20 protein-coding genes are annotated in these 23,965 nt (G+C 76.6%); 7 read left to right on the top strand and 13 right to left on the bottom strand.

Features of this window, described 5'->3' with window-relative positions; genetic code table 11:
• The first annotated feature begins 100 nt into the window (after positions 1-100).
• Positions 101-1,309, top strand: a complete 1,209-nt coding sequence (gene manA / locus ACFQ8E_RS02250) for a mannose-6-phosphate isomerase, class I (RefSeq protein WP_430548930.1) — start codon at positions 101-103, stop codon at positions 1,307-1,309.
• Positions 1,310-1,336: 27 nt separating this feature from the next.
• On the opposite strand, the gene ACFQ8E_RS02245 is transcribed toward manA, so the two are convergent.
• The gene (locus ACFQ8E_RS02245; RefSeq protein ID WP_429764601.1) at positions 1,337-1,693 is read right to left on the bottom strand and encodes a DUF3499 domain-containing protein; all 357 of its coding nucleotides are present in this window, start codon (positions 1,691-1,693) and stop codon (positions 1,337-1,339) included.
• A gap of 131 nt (positions 1,694-1,824) precedes the next feature.
• Between ACFQ8E_RS02245 and ACFQ8E_RS02240 the strand changes: the two genes are divergently transcribed.
• Positions 1,825-2,304, top strand: a complete 480-nt coding sequence (locus tag ACFQ8E_RS02240) for a metallopeptidase family protein (RefSeq protein ID WP_430548929.1) — start codon at positions 1,825-1,827, stop codon at positions 2,302-2,304.
• 27 nt (positions 2,305-2,331) lie between these two features.
• Here the strand turns inward: ACFQ8E_RS02240 and ACFQ8E_RS02235 are convergent, their stop codons facing one another.
• The 3 genes from ACFQ8E_RS02235 to ACFQ8E_RS02225 form a co-directional block, all read right to left on the bottom strand.
• Positions 2,332-4,002: a DUF5719 family protein gene (locus ACFQ8E_RS02235; RefSeq protein ID WP_430548928.1), complete on the bottom strand. Its 1,671-nt coding sequence runs from the start codon at positions 4,000-4,002 to the stop codon at positions 2,332-2,334.
• Entirely contained in the window at positions 3,999-7,391 is a 3,393-nt protein-coding gene (locus ACFQ8E_RS02230) for a glycosyltransferase (RefSeq protein ID WP_430548927.1), read from the bottom strand. Before ACFQ8E_RS02230 ends, ACFQ8E_RS02235 begins: the two co-directional genes overlap by 4 nt.
• Positions 7,392-7,479: 88 nt before the next feature.
• Positions 7,480-7,815: a WhiB family transcriptional regulator gene (locus ACFQ8E_RS02225; RefSeq protein WP_429733639.1), complete on the bottom strand. Its 336-nt coding sequence runs from the start codon at positions 7,813-7,815 to the stop codon at positions 7,480-7,482.
• 162 nt (positions 7,816-7,977) lie between these two features.
• Here ACFQ8E_RS02225 and ACFQ8E_RS02220 point away from each other — a divergent pair, with 162 nt between their 5' ends.
• Entirely contained in the window at positions 7,978-8,742 is a 765-nt protein-coding gene (locus ACFQ8E_RS02220; protein WP_430548926.1) for a TIGR03089 family protein, read from the top strand.
• A 39-nt stretch (positions 8,743-8,781) separates the two neighbouring features.
• Here ACFQ8E_RS02220 and ACFQ8E_RS02215 read toward each other — a convergent pair whose 3' ends face one another.
• The 5 genes from ACFQ8E_RS02215 to ACFQ8E_RS02195 form a co-directional block, all read right to left on the bottom strand.
• Complete coding sequence (locus ACFQ8E_RS02215; RefSeq protein WP_430548925.1) at positions 8,782-9,537, bottom strand: class I SAM-dependent methyltransferase; 756 nt, start codon at positions 9,535-9,537, stop codon at positions 8,782-8,784.
• A gap of 140 nt (positions 9,538-9,677) precedes the next feature.
• Positions 9,678-10,646, bottom strand: a complete 969-nt coding sequence (locus ACFQ8E_RS02210) for a lysylphosphatidylglycerol synthase domain-containing protein (RefSeq protein WP_430548924.1) — start codon at positions 10,644-10,646, stop codon at positions 9,678-9,680.
• Complete coding sequence (locus tag ACFQ8E_RS02205; RefSeq protein ID WP_430548923.1) at positions 10,643-11,806, bottom strand: glycosyltransferase; 1,164 nt, start codon at positions 11,804-11,806, stop codon at positions 10,643-10,645. The genes ACFQ8E_RS02210 and ACFQ8E_RS02205 overlap by 4 nt, the downstream gene beginning before the upstream one ends.
• Positions 11,803-12,810: a glycosyltransferase family 2 protein gene (locus tag ACFQ8E_RS02200; protein ID WP_430548922.1), complete on the bottom strand. Its 1,008-nt coding sequence runs from the start codon at positions 12,808-12,810 to the stop codon at positions 11,803-11,805. Before ACFQ8E_RS02200 ends, ACFQ8E_RS02205 begins: the two co-directional genes overlap by 4 nt.
• A complete protein-coding gene (locus ACFQ8E_RS02195; RefSeq protein WP_430548921.1) occupies positions 12,807-14,498 on the bottom strand; it encodes a DUF2142 domain-containing protein in 1,692 nt (563 codons plus the stop codon). The genes ACFQ8E_RS02200 and ACFQ8E_RS02195 overlap by 4 nt, the downstream gene beginning before the upstream one ends.
• 195 nt (positions 14,499-14,693) lie before the next feature.
• On the opposite strand from ACFQ8E_RS02195, the gene ACFQ8E_RS02190 reads away from it, so the two are divergent.
• Both ACFQ8E_RS02190 and ACFQ8E_RS02185 read left to right on the top strand, forming a co-directional pair.
• Positions 14,694-16,070 (top strand): LCP family protein, encoded by a 1,377-nt coding sequence (locus tag ACFQ8E_RS02190; protein ID WP_430548920.1) that lies wholly within the window; start codon positions 14,694-14,696, stop codon positions 16,068-16,070.
• A gap of 13 nt (positions 16,071-16,083) precedes the next feature.
• Positions 16,084-17,472, top strand: coding sequence for an LCP family protein (locus ACFQ8E_RS02185; protein WP_430548919.1), 1,389 nt, complete (start codon positions 16,084-16,086; stop codon positions 17,470-17,472).
• 86 nt (positions 17,473-17,558) lie between these two features.
• Here ACFQ8E_RS02185 and purE read toward each other — a convergent pair whose 3' ends face one another.
• Genes purE through ACFQ8E_RS02165 form a run of 4 tightly spaced genes read right to left on the bottom strand, consistent with a single transcriptional unit; the run spans position 17,559 to position 21,473 of the window.
• A complete protein-coding gene (purE, locus tag ACFQ8E_RS02180) occupies positions 17,559-18,095 on the bottom strand; it encodes a 5-(carboxyamino)imidazole ribonucleotide mutase (protein ID WP_430548918.1) in 537 nt (178 codons plus the stop codon).
• Entirely contained in the window at positions 18,092-19,366 is a 1,275-nt protein-coding gene (locus ACFQ8E_RS02175; protein WP_430548917.1) for a 5-(carboxyamino)imidazole ribonucleotide synthase, read from the bottom strand. The genes purE and ACFQ8E_RS02175 overlap by 4 nt, the downstream gene beginning before the upstream one ends.
• A 55-nt stretch (positions 19,367-19,421) precedes the next feature.
• Entirely contained in the window at positions 19,422-20,765 is a 1,344-nt protein-coding gene (locus ACFQ8E_RS02170; RefSeq protein WP_430548916.1) for an ATP-binding protein, read from the bottom strand.
• A gap of 24 nt (positions 20,766-20,789) precedes the next feature.
• Positions 20,790-21,473, bottom strand: coding sequence for a response regulator transcription factor (locus ACFQ8E_RS02165; protein WP_079569979.1), 684 nt, complete (start codon positions 21,471-21,473; stop codon positions 20,790-20,792).
• A 232-nt stretch (positions 21,474-21,705) separates the two neighbouring features.
• On the opposite strand from ACFQ8E_RS02165, the gene ACFQ8E_RS02160 reads away from it, so the two are divergent.
• The gene (locus ACFQ8E_RS02160; RefSeq protein ID WP_430548915.1) at positions 21,706-23,067 is read left to right on the top strand and encodes a sensor histidine kinase; all 1,362 of its coding nucleotides are present in this window, start codon (positions 21,706-21,708) and stop codon (positions 23,065-23,067) included.
• Positions 23,064-23,789: a response regulator gene (locus ACFQ8E_RS02155; protein WP_430548914.1), complete on the top strand. Its 726-nt coding sequence runs from the start codon at positions 23,064-23,066 to the stop codon at positions 23,787-23,789. Before ACFQ8E_RS02160 ends, ACFQ8E_RS02155 begins: the two co-directional genes overlap by 4 nt.
• Positions 23,790-23,965 lie beyond the last annotated feature (176 nt).

Here is a 23,965-nt window from a genome sequence, read left to right as displayed (position 1 = left end):
CACAGCGTACGTGCCTGCCGCTCCCCGGGGCGGGTGGTTCTGCGGGCGGAGTTCCGCCCCGCGCGGCGCCGCGGGGGCGCGCGTGTGGAAGGGTGGTCCCGTGCCCGAGCTCTACCCGCTGGAGAACACCGTCCAGCACGCCGACTGGGGGTCGCGCACGCGGATCCAGGAGCTGCTGGGCACCGAGCCCGACGGCACGCCGGCCGCCGAGCTCTGGCTGGGCGCCCATCCCAGCGCACCGTCCCGGGTGAACGGCGACGGCTCCCTCCTGGAGCTCGTGCGCTCGGCCCCGGACGCGATGCTGGGCCGACGGGTCGCCGACGAGTACGGGCCGCGGCTGCCCTACCTGCTCAAGGTCCTCGCGGCCGAGCGGGCGCTGTCGCTCCAGGTGCACCCGAAGCCGCACGCGGCACGCGCGGGGTTCAACCGGGAGAACCGGCGGGGGCTGCCCCCGGGCGACCCGGGGCGCTCGTTCCACGACGACCAGCACAAGCCCGAGATGGTCGTCGCGCTGACCGAGTTCGACGGGCTGGCCGGCTTCCGGGCGCCGCGCGCCGTGCTCGACCTGCTCGACGGGCTCGACGGCGACCTCGTGGACGCCGTTCGCGCCGTCCTGCGGGCCGACCGCTCCCCCGGCGGCGTGAAGGCCGCGTTCTCCCGCCTCGTCGCCGCGCGCCGCGACCCGGGCGCGCCGGCCGACGTCTCGACGACGGTCGCGTCCGTCTCCGCGCGCCTCGCCGGGGGCTCGCCGTCGTCGCGCGCCGACGCGACCGTGCTGCAGCTCGCCGAGCAGCACCCCGGAGACCCGGCCGCGCTCGCGTCGCTGCTGCTGAACCGGGTCACCCTCGACCCCGGCCAGGGCCTCTTCCTCCCGGCGGGCGAGGTGCACGCGTACCTGTCCGGCCTCGGCGTCGAGATCATGGCGTCGTCCGACAACGTGCTGCGGGCCGGCCTCACCACCAAGCTGGTCGACGAGGTCGCGCTCGTCGAGTGCGCGTCGTTCGTGCCGCGACCGCCGCAGCCGCCCCGCACGCGACCCGCCGGCGGGCGGGGTCAGGTGACCACCTACCGCGCCCCGGTGCGGGAGTTCGCGCTCACCGTCGCCGACGTCGACCCCGCCGAGGACGTCGACCTGCCCGCCGAGGGGCCCCGCATCGTGCTGTGCCTCTCCGGCGACCTCAAGCTCACCGCCGAGGCCTGCCCCGCCCCCGCGACGCTGCACCGCGGCGGCTCCGTGTTCGTGCCGCACGACGCCGGGGAGCTGCGGCTGTCCGGCTCCGGGCACGCGGTGTGCGCGTGGGTCCCCTGACGGGACCGTGCGGACGACCGGGACGCGTCAGTCGGCCTCGCGCAGCACGCGCAGGTGGCCACGACGGGCGGTCTCGGTGACGGACGACGGCTCGCCCGCCGGCTCCTGGCGCACCCGCCCCGCCTCGCGGACGGCCTCCGCCAGCGCGGACAGGTCGTCGGGGGACGGCGCCGGTTCCTCGAACGCAGGGGTGAGGCGCACGACCTCCCACCCGCGGGGCGCGGTCAACCCTTCGGCGTGCTGGGCGCACAGGTCGTAGCTGTGCGGCTCGGCGTGCTGCGCGAGCGGACCCAGCACGGCCGTGGAGTCCGCGTACACGTACGTGAGCGTCGCGACCGCGGCATGCGTGCATGCCGTGCGCGAGCACTGCCTCACCGATCTCACGCGGGGAGAATACGCCGCGGTCGGGGGCGCGTGCGCGGGGCTCGCCGGTCGGTGCGGGTCGTGACCGCACCGTGACCCGGGCATCGGCACCGGGATCGGCACCGGGATCGGCACCGGCATAGGCTCGACGCGTGCACCACGCCTCCCGCCCCGACGACCGCCCCGAGCCCCGTCCGGAGCCGGGACCCGCTCCCGTCGTGCCGCCGACACGTCGCCGCGACCGCCGCGGGCGCGGGGTGCGCGGGCCGCTCCTGCCGCCCGGGATGCCGGCGTACCGCACCCGCGCGGAGCAGTTCGACGACCTGGTGCTCGACGTCGTCGAGCTGCTGCAGCGCCGCTGGGGCCCGCAGCTCGCGGGCACGGAGTTCGCCGTCGAGGACGTGCCGCCGTCCGAGCCCGCGCCGTGGGAGTCCGACGGCGTCCCGCTGGGCCGCTGCTTCCCGGCCGAGTCCGGCCGGCCAGCGCGCGTCGTGGTGTACCGCCGCCCGGTGGACTTCCGCGCCGCCGACGACACCGACCGCGCCGACCTCGTGCGCGACGTCGTCGTCGAGCAGGTGGCGCACCTGCTGGCACGCACGCCCGAGGAGATCGACCCCGGCTACGACTCCTGACCGCGCGGGGTCCGTCGGGCCGGGTCGTCAGCCGGCGTCGACGGTGCGCACCTCGACGGCGCCCGGGGTGGTGACGGCCGCGGTCGGCGCGACGGCGGCCAGCAGGGTCCCGGAGTCGTCGGTGCCGTCGTCGGCGCGGAGCACCGCGGCCCACGTGACGGCCAGGTCGCCGCTGCCCCCGTCGGCGCGGTCGACGCTCACCCCGGCGGGCACCGTGCCCTCCGCGGCCACGTCCTCGAGCGCGACGGGCGTCGTCACCCCTGCGGTGAGCTCGACGTCCTCGCTGCCGATCTCGTCCCCCGACGCGTCGTAGACCTTCACCGTGACGCCCGCCGTGCCTTCGGGGTCCACGTCGGGGCCGCGGTCGTCCGGCGCGGCGGCGAGCGTGAGGCCGGCCCGCACGCCCCCCGGCACCGCCAGCTGGCCCGCGGGCCCGGCGCCGTCCGAGCGGCGGACCTGCTGGGCCGCCGACCACGCCACGTCGTACGGGGTGCCGTCCACCACGGCGTCGTCCGGCTGCCGTCCCGGCTGGTCCGTCCGTGCGGCGCCCACGACCGGCACGTCCGCGTCCACGACCATCGTGTACCAGCCCTCGGGAAGACCGCCGAGGGGCACGTCCGTCACCACGCCGGGGTCCAGCTCCACCTCGTCGGCGCCGCGCAGCACGACCGGCCCCGACGGCCCGTACACGGTGACCCGCGCGGTCCCGCCCTGCTCGCCGGGCGCCAGGAGCCGCAGCCGCGGGGCGTGCGGGTCGTCCACGGCCTCGCCCCGGCTCTGCACCGCCCCGACCGCGAGCGACTCCCGCGGCGACGCGCCGGCCGTCAGCAGGTCCACCCCGGCCGGGAGCAGGCCGTCGATGGCCTGGGTCTGCAGGCTCGCGTTGACCCGGGCCCCGGCCGCGCGCACGTTGACCGCGAGCCGGTCCTGCTCCGGCGCCACCGACTCCAGCCGGGTCGTGACCTGCTCGTGCGGCGCGACGGTGAACGTCCCCTGACCGCCGAGGGCCACGGGGCCGCCCGGCCCGTACACGTCGAGTGCCACCGTGGCCGGCTGCTCCGACGGGTTCTGCACCGTGAGCGTGGCGGTCGACCCCACCTCCGTGCTGCCGCCCACCAGCCACTGCGACGTCGACGGGGCGGTGCAGACGCCCGCCCCGAGCCCGCGCAGGTCGCCCTGCGTCGTCACCGACCCCAGCGTCCCGGCCGCGCGGAACGGCTCGTCGGCCACCGGAGTCGCCCGCAGCACGCGGGTGGCGTCCACGCCACCCTGCCAGGCGGCCGCGGCCTCGCCCGTGGTGAGCGCCTCCGGGTCCTTGCCGCCGAGGGCGGTGGTGCGCGCGCCGTCCTCCGCGTCGCCCAGGACGAGCGCGCCCAGGCCGCTGGTCGTCGGCACGGGCGTGGCGTCGAACTGCTGGTCGCCGACGTCGGCACCGTCCGGCAGCGCGACCGGCGTCGGGCAGACGAGCGTGGCGTCCGCCGGCTGCACCCCGACGGTGCGCGTCCCCGCGGCCACGGCCTGCTGCTCCGCACCCGTCCACGACTGCGCCCACTGGTCGCCCAGCACGGCCACGGCCGCCAGCGCCCCGACGGCCGCCACCCCGGTGACCGCCGCCGCCGTCGCGCGCACGCCGCGCCGCACCCGGGTGGTCCGCACGTCCTCGTCCGCCTTCCCGGCGCGCTTCCGTGGCGCCGTCATCGTCCCCGCCGCCGTCCGACCGGCAGCGCCAGCAGCGCGTGCACCAGGAGCACCAGGCCGGCCGCGGCCAGCCAGGCCGTGCGGTGCGGCGCCTCGAACCACACCCGCACGTGGCCCGCCTCGGGGCCGGCCGCGAACGCCTGCGTCCCCCCGGCGTCCACGGCCGGGAGCCGCCGCCCGTCGAGCGTCGCGTGCCAGCCGGCGTCCGCCGTCTCCGCGATCCGCAGCGTGCGGTCCTCGCCGCCCTCGGCGAGCCGGCCGCCGGCGCTCGTCCCGTCGGACGGGACCGTCCGCACCGCGTCCTTCGGCGCGAAGAACGGGGTGGGCGCGCCGTCCTGCGCGGCGTCGTCGGTGCCGTCGTCGGTGCCGTCGTCCTTCAGCACGGTCGCCCAGCCCGGCGCGGGCCCGTCGGTCGTGACGCGCCAGACGAGCGTGCCCTCCTCGGTCACGCGCGCGAGGCCCGGCACGAGGTCGAGCGTGGTGGCGAGCTCCGCGTCGCCGCCGGCGGGGACCTGCACGGCACCGATGCCGAGCGCCGCGAGCCGGTCGACGACGTCGGTCGAGCGCCCGGTCGCGACCTCCGCCACGACCTGGTCCAGCAGCGTGGTGTCGGTGCGCTCGGCGCCGCCCACCAGGCCGGCGGCCCGGGCACGCACCACGGTGGAGGAGTCCTCGAGCCGGGTGCCGTCCGCGTGCAGCAGCGCGTAGTCGACCACCGCCGTGCCGGACGCGTCGGCCTCGCCGCCCGGCTGCACCCGGTCGACCTGCAGCACCCGGGCGGACCGCGGCGGCGCCTGCATCTGGGTGCCGACGGCGGGCACCACGGCGGTCTCGGCCGCGCGCAGGTCGCCCACCCGGCCGCCGGAGGAGCCGAGCGCCCACGAGGCGAGCTGAGCCACCGGCAGCGCGAGGGCCACGACGGCGACGACGACGACGCCCGCGGTCGCGGCCCGCCCTGCCCCGCGCGTCTCCCGGGCGACCGGCTCCGCCGTCGGCACCCGCCCGGCCGACGGCAGCGCGCAGATCGCGGCGGCGCCCAGCCCGAGCAGCAGCACCGACAGCCCGACGCCGGGCCAGCCGGTCACGCTCGCGGCCGTGCCGTCGGCCGCCGACCCGCTCGCCACCGCCGTCGCGACGGCGAGCACCGCCGTCGTCAGCCCCGCGGCCCCGGCGAGCCACGCCAGGCGTACCCCGCGCACCGCCCGGGGCCGGACCAGCGCGACGGCCGCCAGCGCCAGGACGGCGCCGCCCAGCAGGGCCGGGCCCACCACGGCCGCGCGGCCGAGCGCGCCGTCGGTCCCGAGCCAGGTCTCGAACCACGCGGTGTCCCCGGGCAGGCCGAGCAGCAGCTCCACGGCCGTGGGCGTGCCGGACGCGACCAGCGGGGCCCCGGGCTCGGCCACGAGCAGCCGCCAGCCGCCGTCCGACCACGTGCCGAGCACCTCGCCCCAGAACGGCAGCGGCACCACCACGGCCGGCAGCAGCACCAGCAGCAGGGCGCGCCACGCGCGGCGCACCAGCAGCGCGCCGACCCCGATCAGCACCGCGGCCACGGGCAGCAGCACCGGGGCCGCGCAGACGGCGACGGCCAGCAGCAGACCGGCGGCGCCGGCCGCGCCCAGGGAGCCGCGCCGCCGCCCGGGCGCGAGCGCGACGTCCCGCGCGTGCACCCCCACGGTGCGGAGCACGGCCACGAGCAGCCACGGCAGCGTGAGGTGCACGACGACCGCCCCCAGCCGACCCGAACCGAGCGACGCGAGGAAGCCGGGCGCCGCGGCCCAGGCGAGCGCGGCCACCGCCCGCACCACGACCGACCGCGTCAGGGCGCCGGCCGCGAACCAGCCGCCGAGGGCCGCCAGGGGCAGCGCGACGAGGACCAGCGCGTTCACCGCCGTCTGCAGCCCGCCGCCGGCCAGCACGGCGAACGCCGTGAGCGGCAGCAGCAGCGGGTCGGCCGGCGCGCGGACCCCGAGACCGTCGCGCACCCAGCCCGACGTCGCGGCCTCCCACACGTCGCCCACGGTGCCGGGGGCCGGCAGCAGCCCGCCGCCCACGACCCGGCCGCCGTCGGCCAGCACGCCCTGCCACGGGCCGAAGAGGGCGACGTCGAGCGCCACCACGGCGACCACCACGACCGCCAGCACCGTGCGGCGCGTGCGCCCGAGCCGCCGCAGGTCGGCGCGCTCCAGCTCGCTCGGCGCCCATCGGGCGCGCTGCGCCTCGGCGCGGGCCAGACGCGCGTCCCGGCGTTCGCCGGCCACCTGCCGCCACGTGCCGAGCAGCGGCGTCAGCACCCGCCGCGGGAGGCGCCGGGTGCGGGCCGCGCGCCGTCGGGCGCGGTAGAGCGGCACCAGGCGCAGCGTCGTGACCACGGCCGCCACGAGCTCGTCGCGGGCGTGCGCGGGCCGCTTGAGCGCCAGCCGGTACATGGCCGCGAACGGCGCCCACAGGAGGGTGGCGAGCCAGACGAACGGCAGCAGGGGCAGCGGGGTCTCGACGAGCCGCAGGTAGAGCTGGCTGCGGCGGCGGGCGTAGCGGGACGCCTCGAGGTCGGGCGTCGTGGCCTCGCGCCCGCGCAGGCCGAGCAGCGAGGCCTGCGCGTGCTTCACGACGGCGTCGGGCACCACGACCACGCGGTGGCCGGCGAGCCGGGCCCGCCGGCACAGGTCGAGGCCGTCGCCGAACGGGCCGAGCTCCGGGTCGGTGCCGCCCAGCTCGGCCCACACGTGGGCCCGCACCAGGGCGCCCGCCAGCCCGACGGCGAGGACGTCCTCGCGGGCGTCGTGCTGCCCCTGGTCGATCTCGGTGTCGTCGATGCCGGTCATGCGGCGACCGAGCGGCGACACGGTGCTGCCCACCTCGATCAGCATGCTCGCGTCGGGGGCGGGCGTGCCGTCGGCGGCGACCGGCCAGCGGCGCTGCTTGCAGCCCGCGACGGCCACGGCGCTCGAGTGCTCGACGGCGCGCAGCAGGCGCGACAGGGCGTCGGGCTCGGGGGCGGAGTCGTCGTGCAGGATCCACAGCCAGCCGGTCTCCGGGACGCCGACGACCTCCTGGGCGCGGTCCACCGCCTCCCCGAGGCTGCGGACCCCCGACGCCGTGACGAAGCGGGCGCCGCCGAGGCGCAGGTCCGGGTGCGCGGTGGACTCCGACGCGCCCACGTCGACCACGACGACCTCGTCCGCGCCGCGCTCCTGCCGCGCGAGCGCGTCGAGGGTGGCGTCGAGGAAGCGGGTGCGGCCACGGGTCACGACCACGGCCGTCACCGTGACGACCAGCGGGACGGCGCCGGTGCCGTCGAGCGTGCGGTCGGGCGCGACGGCGACGGTCGCGCCCGTGGGGGCGACCTCCCCGCCGGGGCGGGCTGGGATCGGGTGCGCAGCAGTCATCCTGCCCGCCATGATGCGACGGGCCCCGATCCGGTCGTGGGATATCCGTCCCGAGCGTGTCGGGCCGGACATCCCGTCGAGCGTCGGGTCAGACGGCGCGGCGCTTCAGCTTGCGGCGCTCCCGCTCGGAGAGCCCGCCCCAGATGCCGAACCGCTCGTCGTTCGCGAGCGCGTAGTCCAGGCACTCGGCCCGGACCTCGCAGGACGTGCAGACCTTCTTGGCCTCACGCGTGGACCCGCCCTTCTCCGGAAAGAAGGCCTCCGGGTCGGTCTGGGCGCACAGCGCCCGTTCCTGCCATCCCAGGAGCGTCTCGTCGTCGGTCGTAGCGTCGCCGAACAGCGGAAGCACCGGCGCGACGCGCTCGGGCTCTCGGCCGACGTCTGACGGGAAGACCCCCCGGTCCCCATCGAGCAAGTTCCACATGGCGTGCCCCTCCATGCCGTTCTCTAGGGAAACTGCATACCTGGAATTACACGCGTGTCCTTCGGAGGCGTCAAGTCGAAATGTGCTAGTGATTGCGATCTCCACTGCCCATTCACAAGCCTGGCGTCCTGTGCTAGCCCGGGCACTCGTAGGCTGACCTGCGTGAATCCGCTCCCCGCCGCCGGTCGCACCCCCACGACGATCTCTCAGGTGATGGATCTCGTCCTGTCCGACCCGGGGCGTCCCCGCCTCACCTGGTACGGCGACGAGGGCGAACGTGTCGAGCTGTCCGGCGCCGTCCTGCAGAACTGGGTGAGCAAGACCGTGAACCTGCTCGTGGAGGAGTTCGACGCCGCGCCCGGCACGGTCGTGACGCTCGACCTGCCGGCGCACTGGCGCGGCGTCCTCTGGGCGCTGGCCGCGTGGCGCTGCGGCGCCACGGTGGAGCTCGTGGGCGGCTCCCCCGCGGCGGGCGGCGACGTCGTCGTCACCTCCCGGCCCGCCGCCTGGGCCGAGGTGCTGTCCGGACCGGGTGCCGCCGACCTCGTGGCGGTCGCGCTGCCCGCCCTCGCTCGGTCGTTCGACGGCGACCTGCCCCCCGGTGCCGTCGACGCCGCGGGCGCGGTGATGACGTACGGCGACGTCATCGGGTGGGCCCCCGAGACCGACCCGACCGCCGTGGCGCTCGACGACGGCACGGGCACCGGCCCGGTCGCCTTCGCGGACCTGGTGCCCGCCGACGGCACGCCGGGAGCCCGCGTGCTCGTCGACGGAGCCCGCCCGCTCGGCGTCCTGCTGCGCGAGCTGCTCGCCGTCTGGGCCGCCGGCGGCTCCGTCGTGCTCGCGTCCGCCGCCACCGCGGCCGGGCTCGCCGCCGACCCCGCCCGCCTCGACCGCCTGCGCGAGAGCGAGCGCATCACGGCCTGACGGTCACGGTGCTCGGGTGAGCGCCCGTCTCCTCCTGCGTCAGGAGGCGGCGCGGCCCCAGGCGACGAGCCCCGTGCCCGTGCGCGGGAACGCGCGCTGCGCGACCCGGAACGGCCAGGTCGCGGCGGCCACGAGCGAGCCCTGCGCCGCCGTCGACGGCTGGAACAGGCGCCCGCTGCGGGCGGTGCGGTCGGCGGTGCTGCCCTCCTCGCGCAGGCCGGGGCGACGTCGCGCGAGCTGGTTGCGCGCCGCCTCCAGCGCGTACCCGAGGGGCACGCCGTACAGGCGCAGGCCGACGTCGGCCAGGCCGGCGTCGCGCAGCAGGGCCACGAGGGCGGCCGGGTCGTAGCGGCGGAAGTGCCCGACGGCCTCGTCCATGGGTCCGTACCGGCGCTGCCAGGCCGGTGTGGACAGCAGCAGCGTGCCACCGGGCCGCAGCCGCGCGGCCCACTCGCGGAGCGCCGCGGCGTCGTCCTCGATGTGCTCGATCACCTCGAACGCGCACACGAGGTCGAAGCGCTCGGCGGCGGGCAGGGAGTCGAGCGGGCCCTGCACGACCGTCCCGGGCACGCCCGCCTCGACGAGGCGCTGCTCGGCGGTGCGCGCGCTGTCCGCGTCGAGCTCGACGCCCGTGTACGCCGCGGCGCGGGCGGCGAGCCGGACGCCGACGGCGCCCTGGCCGCAGCCCACCTCGAGCACGCGGCCCGCGGCGCCCGGCAGCAGCGGTTCCACGACGTCCCACCGCAGGCTGCCGTACAGCGTGAGCGGGGGCAGGGCGGCGGCGGGGTTCGGCACGGGCGTTCCTTCGTCCTCGACGGCTCGGGCGGCGGTGTCCAGCGGCTCCGTGCGGCTGCACGACGGCCGGGGCCAGCCTGCCAGCGCGTCGGCCGTGGCGGCACCACGCCCCGCCGAGGGGCGGCGCCTCTCCCGGGGTGCTACCTGGGCCGGGCGAGCGCCCCCAGGCCGGCGAGGGCGAGGTCGGCGAGCGTCACCAGCACCCGGCTGACCAGCACCAGCAGCAGCACCGCGGCGTGCGGCAGCGCCCCGGCCAGCACCGCGAGCAGCACCAGCTCGCGCGCACCGGCGCCCGCCGGCACGACGACGACGAGGAACCCGACCACCCACGCCAGCGCGTAGCCGCCGACGGCGAGCGCGACGCCTCGCGGGTCGGCGGACATCCCGAGACCGACGGCCAGGACCCACACCTGCGCGCCGGCGAGCAGCCACCCGGCGACGGACCACAGCGTGGCGGCGCCGAGCCCGCGCCACCCGAGCGGGCGGTCGAGCGGGGGCCGGCGCGCGACGCGCAGCGCCCACGCGACCAGGCGGTTCAGCACGGGCGGCAGCAGCACGACGGCGACGGCGGGCAGCGCCCACAGCACCGGCCCGGCGGCACCGAGCGAGCCGGTCGCGACGAACGGCAGCGCGACCAGGCCGACGACCGCCCCGGAGACGACGCCGACGAGGGTGGCGACCGCCGTCGTCGTCACGGAGGTACGGCGCGCGATGCCGTGGTCGACGCCGAGCTCGGCCGCCGCGACCACGTTCCACACCCCGCCGGGCACGTACTTGCCGAGCTGGCTCAGCCCGAACACGCGCAGCGCGACGCGCAGCGAGGTCGGGGCGCCGAGGTCGGCGAGGACGACGCGCCACGACACGAAGGTGCACCCCACGAAGGCGACGGACAGCACGAGCGCGACGGCGAGCCGCTGCCACGAGAGCTCGGTCGCCGCGCGGGCGAGGTCGTCCCCCGCGGCCACGACGGCGTAGACCGCGAGCCCGAGCGCGAGGACGAGGAAGCCCCAGCGCACCCACGGCGACCGCAGCACCGCGAGCGCCCGGCCGAGCCGCCCGGACGACGCGCCGGCCTCCCCCGCCGCGTCCCCGGCGGCGTCGCCCGTCACGGCCGGACCCCGCGCGCCGCGAGCAGCCGGACTAGCGGACGGGTGACGGCCTCGGGCCGGGCGAGGTCCCGCCCGGCCGCCGCGCGGCCACGCGCGACGGCCAGGGCGTCCGGGTCGCGCAGGGCGAGCAGCCGGTCGGCGAGCGCCGTCGGGTCGGCGGGCGGGACGAGCTCCAGGTGGTCGCCCAGCAGCCGCCGCTGCGGCTCGGTGTCGGAGGTGACCACCACGCAGCCGGCCGCGAGGCCCTGGAACACCTTGTTCGGCACGACGCGCAGCCCCTTGGGGGTGGCGGAGAAGATCCCGAGGCAGACGTCGTGGGCGGCGACGAGGGCAGGCAGGTCGGCGGGCTCCACCCAGTCGTGCCAGGTGATGCCGGGCGTGCCGCGGAGCCGGTCGCGCGCGGCGGGCAGGTCCTGGCCGGACCCGGCGAGCGTGACCTCCAGGCCCCGCCCGCCGCGCGCGGCCTCCTCGGCCGCCCGCGGCAGCGCGACGGCCAGCGCCTCGGCGAGCACGTCGGTGCCCTGGAGCGGGGTGAACAGGCCGAAGAAGACGACGCGCAGGGGTCGGCCGTCGTCCGTCGCGCCGTCGCCGGCCGGGCCGGTGCGGACGGGCGCGGCGTCGAACCACGCCTGCGGCGCCCCGACCGGGACCACGAGCCCGCGGCGGGCGCGGGCGGGCACGAGCTCGCCGAGCATCCGCAGGTGCTCGGGGGTGTCCAGCAGCACGACGTCGGCGCACGACGTGGCGACGCGGTCCAGGCCGCGCAGCAGCGTGACCCGTGCCCCGCGGGCGCCCCGGTCGGCGGCGGTGTCGCCCGCGAAGACGAGGTGGTCCAGCAGCACGGGCGTACGGCCGAACAGCAGGCGCGCGAGCACGACGTCGAAGTGGCCGAGGTAGCCGACGAGCACCGCGTCCGGGCGGCCGTGCGCCCGCCGGTGCGCCGCGACGTCCCCCGCGAGCAGCGCCCAGCAGCGCAGCAGCCGCACGAGCAGGCCGGGCAGGCGCCACGGCTGGCGCAGCATCCGCACACGCTCGGCGGTGCTCAGGCCGAGCGGCCGGTCGAGCTCGTGGACCGTGTACCCCTGGTCGCGCAGGCCTGCGACGAGCACGCCGACGCGGGGGTGCCGGGCGGCGTCGTACGTGCCGAACGCGACGATCACGCGTGCGCGTCCTCGTCGTCCCGCGCCGCGCGCCGCTCCGCGTCGCGGGCGCCGTCGTCGGGCCGCGGGCGGTACTGGAGCTCCTTGACCCGCTCGAGGGTCTCCTCCATCAGGGTGCGGTTGGTCCGCAGCAAGTCGGCGATGACGAGCAGGGCGAGGCAGAGCAGCGCGCCGACGAGCATCGCGCCGGCGAAGACGAGCGACTGCACGTGGCCGCCGGCGTCTCCCTGGGCGAGGAAGACGAGGAAGCGCACCGCCGGCACGGCCGCCGCGACGAAGAACACGGCGAAGAGCGTGAGGAACACCAGGTGCGGCCGGAACATGATCGCCGACCGCACGATGGCCCGCCCGGACCTGCTCATGTGCTGCCAGATGTTGGTGAACAGGCGCGACTCGCGCGTCTTCGCGTTGGTGGTGATCGGCAGGCTCGCGATCCGCAGGCGCTTGTTCCCCGCCTGGATGATCGTCTCCATGGTGTAGCTGAACTGGGTCACGACGTTCAGCCGCAGCAGCGCCGCCCGCGAGTAGGCGCGGAAGCCGCTCGCGGCGTCGGGCAGCGACGTCCCGGCGGCCGCGCTGACCACGCGGCTGCCGAACCGCTGCATCCGCTTCTTGAACGGGGAGAAGTGCTCGATCGTCGCGGTCTGGCGGTCCCCGACGACGATGTCCGCCTCGCCCTTGACGATCGGCGCGACGAGGTCGCCGATGCGCTCCGACGGGTACTGGTTGTCGCCGTCCGTGTTGACCACGACGTCGGCCCCGTGGGCGAGCGCGTAGTCGACGCCGTCGCGGAACGACCGCGCCAGCCCGCGCGTGCTGGTGTGCCGCACGACGTGCCGCACCCCGAGGCGGCGCGCCACCTCCGCCGTGCCGTCCGTCGACCCGTCGTCGATCACGAGGACCTCGACGCTGTCGAACCCCTCGACCTCGCGCGGGATCGTCGCGAGCACGAGCGGGAGCGTCCCGGCCTCGTCGAGGCACGGGATCTGGACGAAGAGCTTCATCGCGCATCCTTCGGGGCGCCAGGGGCCGCCGACGGCAGGGCGCCGGGGGCCGCGTCGGTCGACGACGCCGCGAGTCTACGGGGCCAGAGGAGGCCGACGACCAGACCCCCGACCAGCACGGCGGCCGCGACCGCCAGCAGCACGACGAGCGCGGGCCCGGGCAGCGGGCTCCAGGCCAGCCACCGGTCGACGGCGTCGCCGAACGCCTCGCCGGGCCCCCGGTAGAACGCGTCGAACGCCCACAGCAGGCCGCCGACCGCGGCGGCGAGGGCCAGCGTCACGACGACGGGCACGCCGCGCGCGAGGCGCCGGTCCGACCGTCGCGCGAGCTGCCAGGCCGCGATCGCCACCGCCGTCGCGAGCGCGACGACGCCGCCGAACACGTACCGCCCCTGGATCGCGACCAGGCGCCCGGTCTCGGCGTGGAAGTCCCACGCGTTGTAGGCGACGCCCGCCGCGAGCGCCGCGGGGGTGAGCAGCACGACGACGGCGGCCCGGCGCGCGCCGGGCAGGGCGAGCGCCGCGAGCGCCGCGGCCATGAGGGCCACCGTGCCCCCGACCACCCACGCGCCGGCCAGGTGCACCTCCAGCCACGACAGGTTGCCGAAGAACGACTGCGCGAGGCGGCCCGCGATGATCGACGGGACGTCGGCGTCGGGCACGGTCGCGAGGATGTTCAGCTCGCGGGGCCGCCCGACCGGCTGCACGGCGCCCAGGGTGATCACGTTGCGCACCCACCACCACCCGCCGACGGCGAGCGTGACGGCGCCGGCGACGGCGAGGCGGCCGAGCCGACCGGGCCAGCGGCGGCCGCGCGCGAGCGCGTACGCCGCGACGACCATGGGCACCGCGAACGCGAGCATCACCTTGGTGAGCAGCCCCAGGCCGAGGACGACGCCGATCGCCACGGCCACGCGCCAGCGCAGGTCGCCCGTCACCACCCGCACGGCGAGGTACGTCGCGGCGGCGCACGCGAGGACGACGAGGGCGTCGTTGTTGACGGACCCCATGACGTGCCCGAGCTGCGGCAGGAGGAGCGGGAACGCCCCGGCGACCAGCCCCGCCGACGGCGACCCGCTGGCGCGCCGGGCCGACTCGGCGGCGAGCGGCACGACGAGCGCGAGCAGCAGAGCGTCCAGCAGCCGCAGCGCGAGCGTGACCTGGTCCCAGCGGGCGTCCGTCAGGCCCGTGACGTGCAGCATGCCCGCGCCGAGCGCGTAGTAGGCGGGCGGGTGCTGCGTCATCTGGTCCACCTCGGTGCCCGACGACGCGTCGCCCAGCGCGTTGCCGGCGTCGACGCGGGTGCGGTCCTCGCGCGGCACGGGGACGACGTCGACGAACTGGCGGGCGTCCGCGCGGTGCTGCCACCGGCCCGGCAGGTCGGCGGGGTAGGCGGCCTCGTCCACCGCGGCCGTGACCGCCGGGGAGAAGTAGGCGTCCCCGGGCGGGGGCCAGCCGCCGCCGTAGGCGATCCGCAGCACGCTGTTGACGTGGTTCTGCTCGTCGGGCGACCGGAACATCGGCGTGACCGCGGCCCACACCACCGTCCACGCCGCCACGACGAGCGTGAGCGCGGCGACGGCGCGCCGGTAGCGGCGGCCGGCGGGGGGCCGCGCGGCGCCCGTGCGGGTTTCAGGGGTGCCGGTCGCCGCGGGGGCCGGGCGCGCGTGCGGCGTCGTGTCCGTCACGACCACAGTGTCCCCCACCTGGTGGCCGCCGGCCCCGTGCCGCCGCGCCCGGCCGCGAGGGTTCGCCCGCTCTTCATCTGCCGTCCGCCGGCGGACCGTCGGACCAGCGCCGACGTTCGACCCACACATTTCCTCTACCGTCCCGGTCCTCGGGCACCGCAGCGGCGTAACACCGACCCTCTATGCTCGCTTCCCGTGACCCGCACCACCCCACGCCACGTCGCCTCGCGCCCCGGCACGACCACGGGGCCCTCGCACGCCCGCGCGCTGCGCCGGCACACGGTCGCGCGCGCCCTGGGGATGGGGCTGACCGCGGTCCTGGCGTTCGTCGCCGTCGGCGGCGCGACCGCGGCGGTGAAGCTCACCGGGAACATCACCGCCGTCGACTCCGACAAGCTGCTCGGTGAGGCCCGGCCCGAGAAGAAGATGCCGGAGGACCCGAACGCGGACATGCCGCTGAACATCGTCCTGATGGGCTCGGACAGCCGCGGCGGCGACAACGCCGACATCGTGGGCGACGGCACCCAGGGCGCCCGCTCGGACACGACGATGATCATGCACATCTCGTCCGACCGGTCCCGCGTGGAGATGCTGTCGATCCCGCGCGACACCACCGTCGACGTCCCGTCGTGCCCGACCGCCTCCGGCGGGCAGACCTCCCCGCTGTCCGGCTCGAAGTTCAACGCGGCCTTCGCCCAGGGCGTCATGACCGGCGGCGACGTCGAGTCGGGGGCGCTGTGCACGATGAAGACGATCGAGACGATCACCGACGTGCAGATGGACGGGTTCGTCGTCGTGGACTTCGCCGGCTTCGAGAAGATGGTCGACGCGCTCGGTGGGGTGGAGCTGTGCATCCCGAACGACATCGACGCCCCGCAGGCAGACCACCTCGTGCTGTCGGCCGGCCTCCAGGAGCTCGACGGGAAGACAGCGCTCAAGTACGCGCGAGCGCGCAAGGGGCCCGGGCTCGGCGACGGCTCGGACCTCGGCCGCATCGCGCGCCAGCAGGAGCTGCTGGCCGCCGTCGCCCGCCAGGTGCTCAGCGCCGGCACGCTCGCCGACCCGACCAAGTCGCTGAAGTTCCTCGGCGCCGTGACGGGCTCGATGACGATGAGCAGCAACTTCGCGTCCATCCAGGGACTCGCCGGGCTCGCGTACAGCGCGCGCAACGTCCGCCCTGACACCATCGCGTTCATGACCGCGCCGTATCAGTACGACCCGAACAACGCGGCGAACGTCCTGCTCACGGACGAGGCGGACGAGGTCTGGAAGAACCTGTACAACGACGAGCCCCTGAGCGACGCGATCGCGGAGGAGCCCGCCGACGACGCCAAGGACGGCGCGAAGGACAGCGAGAAGGACGGCGCGAAGGACGACGCCGGCACGGGCACGCAGGACGCGGAGTCCACCGACGACGTCGACGCCACCCCGGTGGCCGACGACGACACCGGGTCGACCGAGGACACGACGGACGGGTCCGGCGACGGCAAGAAGGACCCCGAGCCGAAGCGGACCCGCGACGCCGGCGAAGAGGCGTTCACGGGCGCCGACGTGACGTCGGTCTGCGGATGAGCGCGGGGGAACCATGAGCAACGACGACCAGCGCATCCCGCCGAGCTTCACGCCGTCCGGCGGCCGGTCCGACCGGCCCAGCGGCTCCGGCGACGCCATCCCCGTGGGCGGCGGCTCCCGGCCCTCGGCCCCGCCCACCGGCGGCCGCGTGGGCCGGCGGGACGACGCCGCCCCGGTCGAGCCGCGCGTGCGCCGCCAGTCGTCGCGCGAGATCCCGACGACGCCGCCCGAGCGGCGCGGCGGCGCCCAGCAGAAGCCCCGGTCGTTCGCGCCCCGCGGATCCTCGGCGTCGGCCCCGGCCTCCCGCGCGCCCCAGTCGCGCGCTCCCCAGGCCCGGCAGGGCTCGGGCACGCGCGTGATGCCCGCGTCGGCCCCGGGCCCGGCGCGCCGCACTCCCCCGCCCGGCAGGGACGGGGGCGCCGCGGCGGCCACCGCCGGGGGCGGCGGGTTCCGCGTGCGCAAGGGCCGCATCGCGGCCCTCGTCCTCGTGCTGCTCCTGGTGCTGCTCCTGGCCTGGCCGATCGGTCTGGTCGTCTGGGCGAACGGCAAGATCCAGCACGTCGACGCCCTGTCCGACGCCAAGGGCACGCCCGGCACCACCTACCTGCTCGCCGGGTCCGACGCGCGCGGCACGGGCAGCGTCGCCGACGACGGCACCGAGGGCGCCCGCACCGACACGATCATGGTGCTCCAGAAGCCGCGGAGCGGGCCCGCCTCCCTCATCTCGATCCCCCGCGACACGTACACGGAGATCCCGGGCCACGACCCGAACAAGATCAACGCCGCGTACTCGTTCGGCGGCGCTCCGCTGCTCGTCGAGACGGTCGAGGGGCTCACGGGCCTGACGATCGACCACTACGTCGAGGTCGGGTTCGGCAGCGTCGAGGAGATCGTCGACGCCGTCGGCGGCGTGGAGCTCTGCTACGACCGCGACGTCGACGACCCGAAGAGCGAACTGACGTGGGAGGCCGGCTGCCACATGGCCGACGGCGAGACCGCGCTCGCGTTCTCCCGCATGCGCTACTCCGACCCGAAGGGCGACATCGGCCGGGCCGAGCGGCAGCAGCAGGTCATCGCCGCCGTCGCCGCGAAGGTCGTCAAGCCCAGCGTGCTGCTCAACCCGGTCAACCAGGTGCAGCTCGTCAACGCCGGTACCGACGCCCTCACCGTGGACGAGAAGACGGGCATCGTCGACCTCGGCCGCCTCGGCCTGGCCTTCAAGGCCGCCACCGGCCCCGAGGGCGTCACCGGCACCCCGCCGATCGCCGACCCGGGGTACGACCCGGGCACCGGCGTCGGCTCGACGGTGCTGCTCGACGAGGACGAGGTCGACCAGTTCTGGGCCGACGTCCGCGACGGCGAGCTGAAGCCCGGCAGCACCGTCGGGGGCATGCCCGGCTGAGGTCGCGGCGGCCCACCGACCGCGGCCGCGAGCACGACGAAGGCCCCGCGAGCCTGCACGGCTCGCGGGGCCTTCTGCGTGCGGCGTCAGGCCGAGAAGCCCGTGCGGCGCGCGCCCTCGCGGGCGGCCCGCAGCTTGTCCCCCTTGGCCCGGGCGACGTCGGCGAGCTCGGCCTGGAACGCGACCATCCGCTCGCGCAGCGCGAGCGACCCGGCGTCGGTCCCCGCGGCGAGGATGCGCGCGGCGAGCAGGCCCGCGTTGCGCGCGCCGCCGATCGAGACGGTCGCGACCGGGACGCCGGCGGGCATCTGCACGATCGACAGCAGCGAGTCCATGCCGTCGAGGTAGCGCAGCGGCACGGGCACCCCGATCACCGGGAGCGGCGTCACCGAGGCGAGCATGCCCGGCAGGTGCGCGGCGCCGCCGGCGCCCGCGACGATCGCGCGCAGCCCCCGCTCGGACGCGGTGCGGCCGTAGTCGATCATCTCGGTCGGCATGCGGTGCGCCGAGACGACGTCGACCTCGACCTCGACGCCCAGCTCGGCCAGCGCGTCGGCGGCGGCCTCCATGACCGGCCAGTCCGAGTCCGACCCCATGACGATGCCGACGGCAGGCGTGCTCATGCGTGCTCCTTGGTGGTGGCGGTGCTCGTGGCGGTCGCCGTGGTGGTGCTCTCTCCGCGCAGCAGCGCGGCCGCGTCGAGGGCGCGACGGCGCACCTCGTCGAGGTCCGAGCCGCTGACGTTGACGTGCCCGAGCTTGCGGCCCGGGCGGATGCCCTTGCCGTACAGGTTGACGCGCGCCTCGGGGAACCGCGCGAGCACGTCGGGCAGCGCGTCGGTGAGGGCGTCGAGGCTCGAGCCGAGCACGTTCGCCATCACGGTCCAGGGGGCGCGGGCGGCGGTGTCGCCGAGCGGCAGGTCGAGCACCGCGCGCAGGTGCTGCTCGAACTGGCTCGTCACCGCGCCGTCGATGGTCCAGTGGCCGGAGTTGTGGGGACGCATCGCGAGCTCGTTGACCCACACCGCGGCCGTGCCGTCGTCCTCCCGGGTCTCGAACAGCTCGACGGCGAGGACGCCCGTGACGCCCAGCCCCTCCGCGACCTCGACGGCGATCCGGCGCGCCTCGGCGTCCACCGCCGGGTCGAGGTCGGGCGCCGGGGCGACCACCTCCGCGCAGACGCCGTCGCGCTGCACCGACTCGACGACCGGCCAGGTCCGCACCTCGCCGGACGGGCGGCGGGCGACGAGCGCCGCGAGCTCGCGCACGAACGGCACCTTCCGCTCCACGAGCAGCGGCGGGGCCCCGTCGGCCGCGGCCTGCAACCAGTCCACGACGTCGTCGGGCGACGACACGACGCGCACGCCCTTGCCGTCGTAGCCGCCGCGGGACGTCTTCACCACGGCCTCGTGCCCGGCCTCGTCCGCGAGGAAGGCGGCGAGCGCGTCGCGTGCGGCGGCCGGGTCGGTCGGCAGCGCGGCCCAGCGCGGGCACGGCAGCCCCAGCTCGGTGAGGCGTCGCCGCATGACGATCTTGTCCTGCGCCTGGACCAGCGCGTCGGGGCCGGGGCGCACGGGCGTGCCGTGGTCGATGAGGTCCTGCAGCAGGGCGTTGGGCACGTGCTCGTGCTCGAACGTGAGCACCGCGGCGGGGGCACGCCCGTCGTCCGGGGCGATGAGGGCACGGATCGCGCCGTCGTCGCTCGCCACGCCGACCGGCGCGTCGGTGACCACCTGCGCGGCCGACGACGCCGGGTCCTCGACCAGCACCCGCAGGCCGACGCCCAGCTCGGCGGCGGCGGGGGCCATCATGCGGGCGAGCTGGCCGCCGCCGACGACGGCGACGACAGGGGCGGCACTGGCAGGGCTGGCTGGGGCTGAGGTGGGTCCGGTCACGGGCACCGAGGATACCGGCCGCCGGTCACCGGCCGTCCGCAGCGGACCGGCCGGCTCAGTCGCCGTGGTGGTGCAGCCAGCCCCGCCGGCGACCGCGCGACGAGATCGTCGTCCCCGGCGGCAGGACCAGGTGCGGGTCGAGCGTGCGCGGCACGCCCGCGAGGAAGAGCGCGAAGACCGGGGGCCGGCGCTGCACGAGGTCGAGCCGACCGCCGTCGGCGGCGGCCAGGTCGCGCGCCAGGGCGAGACCGAGGCCCGTGCTGCCGCCCGTCGTCGTGCCGCGCTCGAAGATGCGGGTGGCGACGTCGTCGGCCACGCCCTCCCCCTCGTCGGAGACCTCGATCGCGACCGCGCCGGTCGTGCCCGACGGGCGCGAGCGCACCGTCGTCGTCCCGTCGCCGTACTTGAGCGAGTTCTCCAGCAGGGTGGCGATGATCTGCGCCAGGGCACCCGGCGTCGCGAGCACCTGCATCCCGTCCGGCACCTCGATGACGAGCCGGCGCCCCGCCCGCTCGAACGTCGGCGCCCACTCCTCCTCCTGCTGGTGCACGACGTCCGCCAGCACCACGGCCTCCGTCGTGCCGCCCTGCGACCGCCTCGACGCGGCGAGCAGGTCGTCGACCACGGTGACGAGCCGCTCGACCTGCTCGAGCGAGATGCGCGCCTCCTCGACGATCTCGGGGTCGTCGGAGGCGAGCGTGATCTCCTCGAGCCGCATCGTGAGCGCGGTCAGCGGCGTGCGCAGCTGGTGCGACGCGTCCTGGGTGAACTGCCGCTCGGCCGCGAGCCGACCGGCGAGCCGGTCGGCCGACCGCGCGAGCTCCGCGGCGACGAGGTCGATCTCCTCGACGCCCGACGGCTCGAGACGCGGGCGCACCTGCCCCGACCCCAGCTGCTCCGCGGACGCCGCGAGGTAGACCAGCGGCGCGGACAGCCGGTTCGCCTGCCACACCGCCACGGCGATGCCGGCCGCGATCGCGACGATGCCCGCGATGATGACGAGCACCACCGTCTGCGCGGACTTCACGTAGGCGCCGATGGCCGACACCGTCATCGACACACCGACGTTCTTGTCGGTGAGCTTCGCCTTGTCGATCGTGGGCGGGGAGACCGGCTCGCCCGCCGTCAGCTGGGTGCCGTCGGGCAGGGTGACGACGACGTACGCCGGCAGGTCGCCCTCGCTGCCCTCGGCCGCGCGCTGCACCGTCGCCTCCTCGACGACGTCGCCCCGCTCGAGGGTGTTGTCGACGCTGCGCGCGAGCGTGTCCACCCGGTTGGTGACGCGCTGCTCCTCGGTGGCCAGGACGTACCGGGCACCGAAGATGCCCAGGGGGACGCCCAGCAGGAGGACGGCGACGGCGACCGCGGAGATGGTCGCCAGCAGGACGCGGCGACGCACGAGGTCAGCCCTGTCCCGTCGGCGTCAGCTCGCGCCGAGCTCGAAGCGGAACCCGAGCCCTCGCACGGTGGAGACGTAGCGCGGGGCGTTGGCGTCGTCGCCGAGCTTGCGGCGCAGCCACGACACGTGCATGTCGAGCGTCTTGGTCGAGCCGACCGGGTCGGAGCCCCAGACGTCGCGCATCAGGGTGTCGCGCACCACGACCGACCCGGCGTTCGCGACCAGCACCTTGAGCAGGTCGAACTCCTTGGTGGTCAGGTGCAGCTCGCGGTCGCCCTGGAACGCGCGGTGGGCGGAGACGTCGACCCGCACGTCCTGGGCGCGCAGCTCCTCGTCCTCGCCCGTCTCGCCGTGCGTGCGTCGCAGCAGCGCCCGGACGCGGGCGAGCAGCTCCGCGAGGCGGAACGGCTTCGTCACGTAGTCGTCGGCGCCCGCGTCGAGCCCGACGACCAGGTCCACCTCGTCCGCGCGGGCGGTGAGCACCAGCACCGGCACGGTCAGGCCGGACCCGCGGATCTCCCGCGCCACGTCCAGGCCGTCCATGTCCGGAAGGCCCAGGTCGAGGACGACGATGTCCGCGTTCCCGGCGTTGTCGACGGCTCCTTGACCAGTTCCTTGCACGATGACGTCGTAACCCTCACGCGTGAGAGCCCGCGCCAAAGGCTCGGCAATAGCCGGGTCGTCCTCGGCCAGCAGTACGTGGGTCATTCCCTCATGCTAGCGGCAACGTCGCTGGTCCTGGACCCCTCCCCACGCCGCGTCGGGGCCAGTCGGGTGTGACATGGAGATGACGCCCCGGCACGTCGTCGTCCACGACGGCGGCACCCGTGCCGTCGTCGACCTGCGACGACGGCCGGTCCCCCTGGGGGACGACGCGCGGCGCCCGCGGTCCGCCCCCGGGCGGACGCGGCCGCTCCGGCGCCCACCTACCCTGGCGGACATGAGCTGGATCGAGAGGATGGGGCGCTGGTTCGAGGCGCACCGCTTCGGCGTCGACCTGACGACGACGGTGCTGCTCGCGGGCGTCATGCTCGTCGCGGCCACCGACCTGTACTCCTCCCAGCCCGACCTCGGCCGGGGCGAGTCCATCGCCTGGACCGTCGCTCTCCTCGCCCCGCTCCCGTGGCGGCGGACCCGGCCGGTGGCGTCGGCCGTCGGCGTCTTCGGCGTCGCGCTCGCCCACATCCTCGCCGGCTACCCGATGATCATGCCCGGCGACCTGCTGGTGCTCGTCGCGCTCTGGTCCGTGACCGTCTACGGGCCCACCTGGTCGCACGTCACCGCGATCTGCTCGACGGCGGTCGGGAGCGTGATCGTGCTGCCCGTGGCCGTCGCCGTCCGCGGCGGGCTGGGCGCCTCCGGCGTCGCGGAGATGGTGCCCGTGGGCATCTTCTGCCTCGTCACGGGCCTCGCCGTGTGGGCGTTCGCCCTCGTGCGGCGGTCCCGCCGCGTCACCATGGACGCCCTGCGCGACCGCGCGCACCGCCTGGAGATCGAGCGCGACCAGCAGGCCCGGATCAGCGCCGCCGCCGAGCGCGCCCGCATCGCCCGCGAGATGCACGACATCGTCGCGCACTCCCTGTCCATCGTCGTCGCGCAGGCCGACGGCGGCCGGTACGCCGCGGCGTCCGACCCCGAGGCCGCCGTCCGCGCGCTGGGCACCATCAGCGAGACCGGGCGCACCGCCCTCACAGACATGCGCCGCCTCCTCGGCGTGCTGCGCTCGCAGGACGACGAGGACGCCGCCCGCGACGAGGCGTCGCCCGGCTCGGGGGCGACGCCCGCGCTCACCACCGGCCCCGCGGCCGGCGGCGCACGACCGGCGTCGGCCGCCGCCGACGAGCCGCGCCAGGCGCGCCCCGCGCCGCAGCCCGGCGTCGAGGAGATCGAGGACCTCGTCGCGCAGGCGCGGGACGGCGGGCAGCGCGTGTCGCTGGTGCGCGTCGGCGAGCCGCGCACGCTGCCCGCGGGCATGGGGCTCACCCTGTACCGCGTGTGCCAGGAGTCGCTGACCAACGTGCGCAAGCACGCCGGCCCCGACCCGGCCGTGACGGTCGCGGTGCGCTGGACGACCTCGACCGTCGAGCTCGAGGTGCTCGACGACGGCCGCGGCGCCGCCGCGACGGGGAACGACCCCGGGTTCGGGCTGCGCGGGATGCGCGAACGGGCCAACCTGTACGGCGGCACGCTCGAGACCGGGCCCCGCCGGGGCGGCGGGTTCCGCGTCCACCTCGAGCTGCCGCTGCCCGGGGCGCCGGTGACCGCCCCGCCCGCGCCGACCACCACCCAGGAGGACGCATGACCCCGCCCGCCGACGTCGCGCCGCCCGCGCCCGGCCCCACGCCCGGACCCGCGGGAGGCGTCGTGCGCGTCGCGCTGGTCGACGACCAGCAGCTCGTGCGCGCCGGGTTCCGCATGGTCATCGACTCGCAGCCCGACCTGGAGGTCGCGCTCGAGGCCGGGGACGGCGCCCAGGCGCTGCGGCTGCTCGCCGACCACCGCGTCGACGTCGTGCTCATGGACGTGCGCATGCCGCACCTCGACGGGCTCACCGCCACCGCCCGCCTCACCGCCGCGCCCGACGCGCCGCGCGTCATCGTGCTCACCACGTTCGACCTGGACGAGTACGTGCTCGAGGCCATCCGGTCGGGGGCGTCGGGGTTCCTGCTCAAGGACGCCCCGCCCGAGGAGATGCTCGCCGCGATCCGCACCGTGCACGCCGGGGACGCCGTCATCGCGCCGTCGTCCACCCGCCGGCTCCTGGAGCACCTGGTCACCGCTCTGCCCGCCGACGAGGCCGCGCCGCAGCGCGACGCGCTCGCCGGCCTCACCGACCGCGAGCGCGAGGTGCTGGTGCTCATGGCCCGCGGCCGGTCCAACACGGAGATCGCCGCCGACCTGTTCGTCGCCGAGGCCACCGTGAAGACGCACGTCGGGCGCATCCTCGCCAAGCTCGACGCCCGCGACCGCGTGCAGGCCGTCGTGACCGCCTACGAGACCGGCCTGGTCCGCCCCGGCTCCTGACCCCCGACCTGTCAGGACGAGCGCGGGGTATAGGCCGCGCCCACCCTGACACCTCCTGGCGCCTACGAGTTGTCAGGATGGGCGCGAGGTATACCCCGCACCGGTCCTGACACGTCGCGAGGGTGCAGGTCAGGGACGGTTCAGGGGCCGGTCAGGGTCGGTGTCATACCTGAGGA

Origin of the sequence: Isoptericola sp. NPDC056573, from assembly GCF_042793335.1 — a bacterium.
Taxonomy (GTDB): Bacteria; Actinomycetota; Actinomycetes; order Actinomycetales; family Cellulomonadaceae; genus Isoptericola.
This window is presented reverse-complemented; position numbering and strand designations above follow the sequence as displayed.

Coding starts and splice junctions, on each gene's coding strand:
- ACFQ8E_RS02235 (WP_430548928.1), bottom strand. CDS start 4,002: ATGACGGCGCCACGGAAGCGCGCCGGGAAGGCGGACGAGGACGTGCGG.
- ACFQ8E_RS02230 (WP_430548927.1), bottom strand. CDS start 7,391: ATGACTGCTGCGCACCCGATCCCAGCCCGCCCCGGCGGGGAGGTCGCC.
- ACFQ8E_RS02225 (WP_429733639.1), bottom strand. CDS start 7,815: ATGTGGAACTTGCTCGATGGGGACCGGGGGGTCTTCCCGTCAGACGTC.
- ACFQ8E_RS02200 (WP_430548922.1), bottom strand. CDS start 12,810: ATGAAGCTCTTCGTCCAGATCCCGTGCCTCGACGAGGCCGGGACGCTC.
- ACFQ8E_RS02185 (WP_430548919.1), top strand. CDS start 16,084: ATGAGCAACGACGACCAGCGCATCCCGCCGAGCTTCACGCCGTCCGGC.
- purE (WP_430548918.1), bottom strand. CDS start 18,095: ATGAGCACGCCTGCCGTCGGCATCGTCATGGGGTCGGACTCGGACTGG.
- ACFQ8E_RS02165 (WP_079569979.1), bottom strand. CDS start 21,473: ATGACCCACGTACTGCTGGCCGAGGACGACCCGGCTATTGCCGAGCCT.
- ACFQ8E_RS02160 (WP_430548915.1), top strand. CDS start 21,706: ATGAGCTGGATCGAGAGGATGGGGCGCTGGTTCGAGGCGCACCGCTTC.
- ACFQ8E_RS02155 (WP_430548914.1), top strand. CDS start 23,064: ATGACCCCGCCCGCCGACGTCGCGCCGCCCGCGCCCGGCCCCACGCCC.